7 protein-coding genes are annotated in these 5,176 nt (G+C 73.0%); 4 read left to right on the top strand and 3 right to left on the bottom strand.

Annotated elements, in window-relative coordinates; all coding sequences use genetic code 11:
- Nucleotides 1-99: 99 nt before the first annotated feature.
- Complete coding sequence (locus HMPREF0731_RS08430) at nt 100-1,188, bottom strand: SMP-30/gluconolactonase/LRE family protein (RefSeq protein WP_007003655.1); 1,089 nt, start codon at nt 1,186-1,188, stop codon at nt 100-102.
- Between the two features lie 47 nt (nt 1,189-1,235).
- Nucleotides 1,236-2,003 carry a methyltransferase domain-containing protein gene (locus HMPREF0731_RS08425; protein ID WP_245538291.1) on the bottom strand — a complete coding sequence of 256 codons (768 nt, stop codon included), beginning with the start codon at nt 2,001-2,003 and terminating at the stop codon, nt 1,236-1,238.
- 175 nt (nt 2,004-2,178) lie between these two features.
- Between HMPREF0731_RS08425 and gloB the strand changes: the two genes are divergently transcribed.
- From gloB to HMPREF0731_RS08405, 4 genes are all read left to right on the top strand, one after another.
- Nucleotides 2,179-2,910, top strand: a complete 732-nt coding sequence (gloB, locus tag HMPREF0731_RS08420) for a hydroxyacylglutathione hydrolase (protein WP_007003653.1) — start codon at nt 2,179-2,181, stop codon at nt 2,908-2,910.
- Between the two features lie 93 nt (nt 2,911-3,003).
- Complete coding sequence (locus HMPREF0731_RS08415) at nt 3,004-3,600, top strand: glutathione S-transferase N-terminal domain-containing protein (protein ID WP_007003652.1); 597 nt, start codon at nt 3,004-3,006, stop codon at nt 3,598-3,600.
- A complete protein-coding gene (locus HMPREF0731_RS08410) occupies nt 3,600-4,037 on the top strand; it encodes a cupin domain-containing protein (RefSeq protein WP_007003651.1) in 438 nt (145 codons plus the stop codon). Before HMPREF0731_RS08415 ends, HMPREF0731_RS08410 begins: the two co-directional genes overlap by 1 nt.
- Nucleotides 4,034-4,642, top strand: a complete 609-nt coding sequence (locus HMPREF0731_RS08405) for a class I SAM-dependent methyltransferase (RefSeq protein WP_007003650.1) — start codon at nt 4,034-4,036, stop codon at nt 4,640-4,642. Before HMPREF0731_RS08410 ends, HMPREF0731_RS08405 begins: the two co-directional genes overlap by 4 nt.
- 110 nt (nt 4,643-4,752) lie before the next feature.
- Here HMPREF0731_RS08405 and HMPREF0731_RS08400 read toward each other — a convergent pair.
- Nucleotides 4,753-5,176: DMT family transporter (locus HMPREF0731_RS08400; RefSeq protein ID WP_007003649.1), on the bottom strand; the 424-nt coding region annotated here is incomplete at its 5' end.

The raw sequence follows: 5,176 nt of genomic DNA, 5'->3' as shown, positions 1-5,176 counted from the left end.
CTTGTCAGCTGGCGTCCCGCCTATGGCCTTGAGGCGGGACGCCAAACTGAAAGAAAGTCTTTCTGCTTCTTTTTCTTCAGAAAAAGAAGATTTTTTCTCCTAACAAAAATGCGCCCCCCGCGCCTCGACCGGCAGCATGTACAGCGACTGGCTCGCCGTCATGAACAGGATGTTCCGCCGCGTGCCGCCGAAGCAGAGATTGCTGCAGATTTCGGGCAGGCGGATCTGGCCGACGCGCTCGCCATCGGGGGCGAAGACATGCACCCCGTCATACCCCTCCCCCACCCAGCCGGCGGAGGACCAGAGATTGCCCTCGGTGTCGCAGCGTATGCCGTCCGCCAGGCCGGATTTGCCGTCCAGCGTCATGTCCACGAACACGCGCGGGTTGCGCAGGCTGGCGCCGTCCACGTCGAAGGCCCAGACGACATTGCGCGCCTCGGGGTAGTGGCTGCTGCCGGTGTCGGCGACGTAGAGGATGCGGTAGTCGGGGCTGAAGCACAGGCCGTTCGGCTTGAAGGGCTGGTCCGCCACCTTGGTCACCGCGCCCGATTGCGCATCGATGCGGTAGACGGCTTCCTTGATGAAGGGGCGCGGGCTGCCGGTCTCGTGCCGCTGGCCCTCATAATCCATCAGCGCGCCATAGCCCGGGTCGGTGAACCAGATGCTGCCATCGCCCGGATGCACCACGCCGTCATTGGGGGCGTTGAACTCCCCATCCGGCCCGCGCGCGGCCAGGACGGTGACATCGCCATTGGGTTCGTAGCGCACCACGTCGCGGTGGCGGTGCCGCATGGCGATCTGCCGTCCCTCGCGGTCGAAGGTGTTGCCATTGGCGAAGCCGGAGGGGCTGCGGAAGCGACGGGCGACGTGCCGGTCCTCCTCGATCAGCCGCAGGCATTCGTCGTTCGGGATGTCGGAGAAGATCAGGAAGCGGCCGGTGGCGTGCCAGGCCGGCCCCTCGGCCCAGCCCATGCCGGTGTGGACGCGGCGGATCGCGGCATTGCCGAGCTTGGCGCGGAAGCGGCGCGGGTTCAGCACCAGCACGTCGGGGTCGGGGTAGCGCAGCGGCGGCGCGCCGGGGCCGTAGTCGCGCTGCGCCAGAGCGGGGCCATGGCTGCTGGCCAGCAGCCCGCCGGCCAGCATGCCGCCGAGCACGGCCCGCCGCGGCGGCGTGGCGATCTGGAACATCTTTGTATCCTCCCAGACGGCCGAACCGGTTCCGGCCTTGGGCGGAACTATAGGCGGGGCGCCGAGTCGCGCCGCATCGCCTCCTCGCGAGCGGCCCAGACCGCCTCGGGCACCAGCACCCGGCGGCCGGGGCGCAGCCGCGCGCCATGCGCCGGCAGCACGCCATAGATGCTCTTGCGCGCCTCGACGATGACCAGCCCGGCGAAGCGCGGCGCCAGGCTGCGCCCCGCCCCTTCCCACAGCCCGGCGGCGCGCAGCAGCAGCCGCGCCTGGAAGGGCGGCGTGAACAGCGCGGTGTCGCGCCGCTCGGCGGTGAACATGTTGCGCTCCAGCAGGCGGGAGAGCTGGCCGGTGGAATAGGGCCGCCCCTGGCCGAAGGGCGTGCTGTCCCGGTGCGCCCACAGCCCGCGCCGGTTGGGCGCCACGATCAGCACGCGGCCGTCATCCTTCAGCACGCGCCAGACCTCGCGCAGCGCGCGCCGGTCGTTCTCCGCCCCCTCCAGCCCATGCACCAGCAGCACGCGGTCGAAGCTGAGATCGGGGAAGGGCAGCGCCGCGTCCTCCACCCGCGCGGTCAGCGAGGCGCCGCCCGGCGGCCAGGGCACCGTGTCGGTCTCCGGCAGGCTGGCGGCCAGGATGCGGCTGGCCTGCTCCCGCCACAGCCGCAGATAGGGCGCGGCATGGCCGAGCCCGAGCACCGCCCGCCCGCTCAGATCCGGCCAGAGCCGCGCCAGCCGCTCCCGCAGCAGGCGCGCGGCCACCAGGCCGAGCGGCGAGGCGTAGAAATCGCGGTGACCGTGGTTGTCGGCGTGCACCTCAGCCTTCATGTCCCTGGATATAGGGCGCCCAACGCCGCATGGCACGCCCCGGCTGGGGCGTGGCCGGCGGAAAGCGATCCGCCCCCGCCCCTTGCGGAGGCCGCCGGACCGCTCCAACCATGGCGCCGCGCCGGAAGCCCCGCTTCCCCACCAGCCCCGAGGAGATCCCGCCATGGCTGTCACCGTCCAGGCCGTGCCCTGCCTGTCCGACAACTACGCCTGGATGCTGCGTGACCAGGCCACCGGCACCGTCGCCATCTGCGACCCCGGCGAGGCCGGGCCGGTGATCGAGGCGCTGGAAGCCGCCGGCGGCCGCTGCGACATCATCCTGCTGACCCACCACCACCCGGACCATGTGGACGGGGTGGAGGAGGTGCGCGCCCGCTTCGGCGCCAGGGTGATCGGCGCCGCCGCCGACGCCCACCGCCTGCCCAAGCTGGACCAGGCCGTCGCCCCCGGCGACACGGTGGCCATCGGCGCCACCACCGGCACCGTGATCGACAGCCCGGGCCACACCATCGGCCATGTCGCCTTCCACTTCCCCGAGGGCGCCGTGCTGCTCTGCGGCGACACGCTGTTCTCGCTGGGCTGCGGCCGGCTGCTGGAAGGCACGGCCGAGGACATGTTCCGCGCCCTCTCCCTGCTGAAGCCGCTGCCGGACGAGACGCTGGTCTGCTGCGGCCATGAATACACCGAGAGCAACGCCCGCTTCGCCGTGACCGTGGAGCCGGACAACGCGGCGCTGCGCGAACGCGCCGCCGAGGTGCAGGCCGCCCGCGCCGCCGGCCAGCCCACCCTGCCCGTCACGCTGGGGCGGGAGAAGGAAACCAACCCCTTCCTGCGCGCATCCACCGCCAGCGAGCTGGGGCGCATCCGCACGGCCAAGGACAATTTCCGCGGCTAATTCCTTGGGGAGGCGCCGCCTCCCCAAACCCCTCCGCCGGGGTGGCACGGCCACCCCGGACCCCGCGTTCAGATCAAAATGGATAACGTCCCGATGAAGCTGTTTCATTCGCCCTCCTCCCCCTTCGTCCGCAAGGTCATGGCCTGCGTCATCCTGCGCGGGCTGGAAGGCCGGGTGGAGCTGGTGGCCACCAACGCCCATGCCAGCCCCGACGCCCTGCTCGGCGCCAACCCGCTCAGCAAGGTGCCGGCCCTGCTCACCGATGAGGGCATGGCCATCTTCGACAGCCCGGTGATCTGCGAATACCTGGACGGGCTGGGCGACGCCGCGCCGCTCTTCCCCGCCGGGCCGAAGCGCATCGCCGCCCTGGTTATGCAGGCCCTCGCCGACGGGATGATGGACGCCGCCGTGGCCCGCCGCATGAACGACGCCCTGCCGCAGGATGACGGGCGCAAGGCCTTCTCCGCCCGCCAGAAGGCCGCCGTGGACCGCGCCCTGGCCACGCTGGAAGCCAGCCCGCCGCAGGGCCTCTCCGATATCGGCGCCATCTCGGTCGCCTGCGCGCTCGGCTATCTCGATTTCCGCTTCGCGCATGAGCCCTGGCGCGCGGCGCACCCGAAGCTGGCCGCCTGGTACGAGGGCGTCGCCGCCGCCCCGGCCATCGCCCGCACCGCGCCGCCCGCCGCCTGATGGATCTGCGCGACCCCTCCCTGCCGGCGGCGGCGGTCATCGCCGCCCTCGGCCTGGCCCCGCACCCCGAGGGCGGGCATTTCCGCGAGATCTGGCGCGACCGGCCGGCGGATGGGTCGCGCGGCGCCGGCACGGCGATCTACTTCCTGCTGGCCGCGGGCGAGGCCAGCCACTGGCACCGGGTGGACGCGGCGGAGGCCTGGCACTGGTATGCCGGCGCCCCGCTGCTGCTCTCCATCGCGGCCGAGGGCGGCCCGGTGCGCGAGCACCGGATCGGCCCCGATCTCGGCAACGGGGAAGAACCCTTCGGCCTGGTGCCGCCGGGCGAGTGGCAGGCGGCGCGCAGCCTCGGCGGCTGGACGCTGGTGGGCTGCACCGTCTCCCCGGCCTTCGACTTCGCCGGCTTCACCCTGGCGCCGCCGGGCTGGCAGCCATGAGCGACTCGCTCGCCTGGGACCGGCGCTACGCCGAGCAGCCCTGGATGTTCGGCCGCGCCCCCAACCGCTACCTGGAGAGCCTGGCGCCACGGCTGCGGCCGGGGCTGCGGGCGCTCTGCCTCGGCGATGGCGAGGGGCGCAACGGGGTCTGGCTGGCGCGGCAGGGGCTGGTGGTGACCAGCGTGGACTGGTCCGCCACCGGCACCGCCCGCGCCGCCGGATGGGCGCGGGAGGCGGGGGTGGCGCTGGAGAGCGTCACCGCCGACCTGACGCGCTGGGACTGGCCCGAATCGCGCTACGACCTGATCGCCTGGGTCTATCTGCACCTGCCGCCCGCCGACCGGGCGGTGGTGGCCGCCGCCGCCTGCCGCGCCTTGGCGCCGGGCGGGCGGCTGCTGCTGGAGGGCTTCACCCCCGCCCAGCAGGGCCGCCGCAGCGGCGGGCCGAAGGACCCGGACCTGCTCTGGACCCGCGCGGCGGCGGAGGAGGCCTTCGCCGGGCTGGAACTGGAGGAGTGCCTGACCGGCACGCTGCTGCTGGACGAAGGCCCGAAGCACCAGGGCCCGGCCGAGGTGCTGCGCGGCATCTGGCGCCGCCCCGGCTAGAGCAGATCGCGATCAGGCTGCGTTGCCTGATCGCGTGAAGATGCTCTCAAAACAATAATCTAGAGCATTGTCCGTGAGCCAGTGCGAACGGACAATGCTCTGGTGCCGCCTCAGCGGGCGGGGCGCGCCGCCAGCGCGCCGCCCGCCGCCACCAGCAGCGCCGCCAGCGCCACGCGCAGATCCGCCTGGCCATGCCCGGCGGCCACCAGCAGCAGGGTGGAGGCGACCGGGATGCCATAGGCCAGCGTGCCGAGCAGCCGCGGGTCGCCCCGCTTCATGCCGATATCCCACAGGTAGAAAGCCGCCCCCACCGGGCCGAGGCCGAGCAGCAGCAGCGCCAGCGCCTGCCGCGCATCCGGCCAGACCGTCTGCTCGAACACCAGGTGCAGCAGCAGGGCCAGCGCGGCGCTGGCCAGGCAGAAGCCCGCCACCGCCTCGGTCGGCACGGCGGCGAGACGCCGCGCGGTGACCGAGTAGAGCGCCCAGACCAGCGCGCCGGCGAGCGCGCAGAGCAGCCCGCCCGCCGCCTCCGGC

The sequence above is a fragment of the Pseudoroseomonas cervicalis ATCC 49957 genome, from assembly GCF_000164635.1.
GTDB lineage: Bacteria > Pseudomonadota > Alphaproteobacteria > Acetobacterales > Acetobacteraceae > Pseudoroseomonas > Pseudoroseomonas cervicalis.
The sequence above is the reverse complement of the archived record's forward strand: the minus strand, read 5'-3'. Positions and strand labels throughout refer to the sequence as shown.